Source organism: Sphaerisporangium sp. NPDC005288 (assembly GCF_040607475.1).
GTDB classification, from domain to species: domain Bacteria; phylum Actinomycetota; class Actinomycetes; order Streptosporangiales; family Streptosporangiaceae; genus Sphaerisporangium; species Sphaerisporangium rhizosphaerae.
In genome coordinates this window covers 10,531-14,913 of sequence record NZ_JBEXGT010000089.1, presented here as the reverse complement: position 1 = coordinate 14,913, position 4,383 = coordinate 10,531, and the positions used below count along the sequence as shown (strand labels likewise).

The 4,383-nt window shown below is 72.3% G+C and carries 1 protein-coding gene; it reads left to right on the top strand.

Annotation, left to right across the window (positions count from 1 at the left end):
* The first annotated feature begins 77 nt into the window (after nucleotides 1-77).
* On the top strand, nucleotides 78-4,235 hold the full coding sequence (locus ABZU32_RS40300) for a type I polyketide synthase (protein WP_354931897.1): 4,158 nt from the start codon (nucleotides 78-80) through the stop codon (nucleotides 4,233-4,235).
* Nucleotides 4,236-4,383 lie beyond the last annotated feature (148 nt).

The window sequence follows — 4,383 nt, the reverse complement described above, 5'->3', positions numbered from 1 at the left end:
TGACGGCCTCGGGGTTGGCGGCCGGTGAGCCGACAGTCGGCAGGTTGGCGGCCGGGGTACTGGGGTCGACTTCGGTGGTGGGTTGGGTGCGGCCGGGCCGGGTGGCGGTGGTGTTCTCGGGTCAGGGTGCTCAGCGGGTGGGGATGGGCCGGGAGTTGTATGCGGCTTTCCCGGTGTTCGCCCGCGCGTTCGATGAGGCCTGCGCACTTCTGGAGGCCGAACTCGCTGCCGGCGTGGTGACCGGCCTGGCCGGCGGTGTGAGCCTGCGAGAGATCATCCTCGGCCACACCAGCCAGAACGGCCGGTACGACCACACAAGCCAGAACGGTCAGACCAGCCAGTCCGGTGAGGCAAGCCAGACCAACCAGAACGGTCAGCCCAGCCAGAACGGCCAGACCGGCGGCTCTGGCCTGAGCGTCCTGAGCGGCGAGAACGGCCGGACGGGCGGGATCGGCGAGGCTGGCGAGAGCGGCCAGGCCGGGGAGACCAGCCACACGAGTGTTAGCGGTGGCGGGTTTGTTGCTGGTGGGGTGCTGGATCAGACGGTGTTCGCTCAGGCCGGTTTGTTCGTGGTGGAGACGGCGTTGTTCCGGTTGTTGGAGTCGTTGGGTGTTCGGCCTGATTTTGTGGCTGGGCATTCGTTGGGGGAGATCTCTGCGGCGCATGTGGCCGGTGTTCTGGATTTGGCGGATGCGTGCCGGTTGGTGGCTGCTCGTGGCCGGTTGATGCAGGGGTTGCCGTCCGGTGGTGCGATGGCGGCGATCGGCTGCGGCGAGGAGCAGATCGTCTCGGTCCTGGCCGGGTATGGCCGGGTGGCGGTGGCGGCGGTGAACGCGCCGGGTTCGGTGGTGGTCTCCGGCGCTGCCGATCAGGTGGATCAGGTCGTGGAGTGGGCGCGCAAGAACGGGCACCGGACCCGGCCGTTGCGGGTGTCGCATGCGTTCCACTCGCCGTTGATGGAGCCGATGCTGGCCGAGTTCGAGCGGGTGGTGGCCGGGTTGACGCTGCGTCGTCCGGAGTTGCCGCTGGTGTCCAACCTGTCGGGTGACCTGGCCGGCGAGGAGGTCACCGAGCCGGGGTACTGGGTCGAGCACGTGCGGCGGCCGGTGCGGTTCGCCGACACCATCACCACCCTGCGCGGACAGGGCGTCGGCTGTTACATCGAGGCGGGCCCGGACGCCCAGCTGGCCCCCATGATCGAACAGACCCTCGCCCACCACGACAACGGGGACGGGCACGACGGCGGTGAGCCCGCGGTGGTGGCGTTGCTGCGCCGTGACCGGGAGGAGACCGCCCAACTGGTCGCCGGGCTGGGTCAGGCGTGGACGTGTGGCACCGGTGTGGACTGGACCGCCTGGCCGTCCTGGACCACCGCGACCATCGCGACCATCGCGACCACCGAAAGCACCGGAACCACCGCGGCCATCGGAACCACCGCGGCCGGACCAGCCGGACGGGCCGGTTCGGCCGGGGTTCGGGTCGGCCATCTGGATCTGCCCACCTACCCCTTCCAGCGGCGGCACTACTGGCTGCAACCCGCCCCCGCCGGTGACCCGGCCGCCCTCGGCCAGACCGCCGCCGATCATCCGATCCTTGGTGCGGTGGTGGAGCAGCCCGACGGTGGCGCCATCCTGACCGGCCGGTTATCGGTCACGGCCCAACCCTGGCTGGCCGACCACGTGATCAAGGCCACCCCGATCCTGCCCGGCACCGCCTTCGTCGAACTGGCCCTGCGCGCCGGAGACCAGGTCGGCTGCCCCACCATCGACGAACTCACCCTGCACGCCCCCCTGCCCATCCCCGACCCCGGCCACCACAACAACGGCCACCACAACAACGGCCGGCACAGCAACGGGGACACCGGCAGCGGCGACACCGGAAGCGTCGTGGTGCAGGTCACCGTGACCGGACCAGGCCAAGACGGCCGACGCCAGATCACCATCCACTCCAAAGACGACCACGGACAGTGGACCCGCCACGCCACCGGCACCCTCACCCCCACCCCCACCACCCCCGGCGACGCGGCGGCAGACCTGCGCCACGCCTGGCCCCCACCAGGCGCCCAGCCACTGGACACCACCGACCTGTACGACCGCCTGGTCGACCACGGCTACGGCTACGGCCCCGCCTTCCACGGCCTCACACGCGCCTGGAAACACCACGACGACCTCTACGCCGACATCACCCTCCCCGGACAAGCCGGACAAACCACCCGATACGGCATACACCCCGCGATCCTCGACGCCGCGATGCACGTGGACCTGGTGGCCGGGCCGAAGGCCACGCTGATTCCGTTCAACTGGAACGGCGTCACCCTGCACGCCGCCGGCGCCACCGCGCTGCGCGTACGGCTGCGCCGCCTGGACGGCGACGAGGTCACCAGGCTGGACCTGGCCGACCCCACTGGCCGGCCGGTGGCCACCGTGGACACGGTGGTGTCCCGGCCGGTCAGGGCCGATCAACTGGCGCAGGCTCGCCCGGCCTCGGAGTCGCTGCTCGCGGTGACGTGGCGGCCGGTCGCGCCGTCGGGTCCTCTCGGCGCGGTGGACGCCTCCGACGCGCTCGTCATCGACGCCACCGGCGGTGCCGGCGAAGCCTCAGGCGGCGATGTGCCCGATCGGGTGCGTCGTGCCCTGCGTCCTGTCCTTACCGGCCTGCAGAACTGGTCGGTCGCGGCGGACACCCGGCCGGCAGTGGTGGTCACGCGGGGTGCCGTGGCGGTGCGCGACGCCGAAGGGCCGGATCCGGCGCGGGCCGCGGTCTGGGGCCTGGTGCGGGCCGCACAGGAGGAGAACCCCGGCCGGATCATCCTGATCGACGTGGATCCGGCCGCTGACCTGGCGGACGGCGTGCGCGTCGCCCTGGCCACCGGCGAGCCCGAGCTGGCGATCCGTGACGGCCGGCCGTGGGTCCCCCGGCTGACCCGCGCCGCAGTCCCGCGTGACGGTCACGCCGACCGGGTATCGCGCGCCGCAGCCGTTGCCCCTTACGACGCGGCCTGGCCGGTCGATGGGACCACGCTGATCACCGGCGGCACCGGCGGGCTGGGCGCCCTGATGGCCCGGCATCTGGTCGCCGTACACGGCGTGCGACATCTGCTGCTGATCTCCCGCCGCGGCCTGGACGCCCCCGGCGCCGCCGAACTACGCGACGAACTGACCGAACAAGGCGCCGAGGTCACCATCGCCGCCTGCGACGTGGCCGACCGGGACGCCCTCACCGCACTACTGGAGGAAATCCCCGGCACCCACCCCCTGCGCGCCGTCGTGCACACCGCGGGAGTGGTGGCCGGCGGGGTGCTCGGCACACTGTCGGAGGAAGGGCTGGACCGGGTGCTGCGTCCCAAGGCGGACGCCGCCTGGCACCTGCACGAACTTACCCGAAAGCATGACCTCACCCGCTTCGTGCTGTTCTCCTCCGCCGGAGGGATGGTGCTCGCCGCCGGGCAGGGCGACTACGCGGCGGCCAACGCCTTCCTCGACGCGCTCGCTGCTGATCGCGCCACCGCCGGGCTGCCCGCCACCTCACTGACCTGGGGTATGTGGGCGGTGGACACCGGGCTCGGCGGGCCGCTGCGGGAGACCGACCTGGCTCGGGTGCGCAAGCTGGGCATACCAGCGATCTCCGCGGAGACCGGGCTGGCGCTGTTCGACGCGGCTCTGCGCGTGCCCGCGCCGGTGCTGGCGCCGATCAGGCCGGACGTCCACGCGCTGCGGGCTCGTGGCGACGACCTGCCCGCGCTCTTGCGTGACCTCGTGGGCGCGCGCCGTACAGCCGCCGTGGCCGCACGGACCAACGGGTCGGACGGCACAGCCGGGCTGCGGGAGCGGCTGGCCGGACTGCCCGCCCGCGAGCGGGACCGCATGTTGGTCGAACTGGTCCAGGCCGAGGCGGCAGCGGCGCTCGGACACGACACCGCGGACCTGATCGACGCCGAGCGCGGCTTCGTGCAGCTCGGCTTCAGCTCGCTGGCCGCCGTCGAACTGCGGAACCGGCTGCGCGGGCGGACCGGCCTTCCGCTGCCCGCCACGCTTGCCTTCGACCAGCCGAACGCCACTGCGGTCGCCCGATACCTGGCCGAGCGGCTCGCCCCAGCGGAGGCCGAGCGGCCGGCCGCAGCGGAGCCGGAGTCTCCCGAGCCTCCTGCCTCCTCGGCGGACGACGAGCGGCTCGCCGCGGCCTCTGCGGAGGAGCTCTTCGCGATCCTCGACCAGGAGCTGGGTGGCGAGGTGTAGCCGAGTCCCCCGACCCCTTGTGCACGGCCTCAGCGGTGGGGCCGTGCACAAGGCCCTACCCATGACTGACGTTCACCGGCTCGGGCGCCATAACAGGCGCCGACATCGCCGCACCACGACCCACCGACCGGGCGCCGATCACACCCAG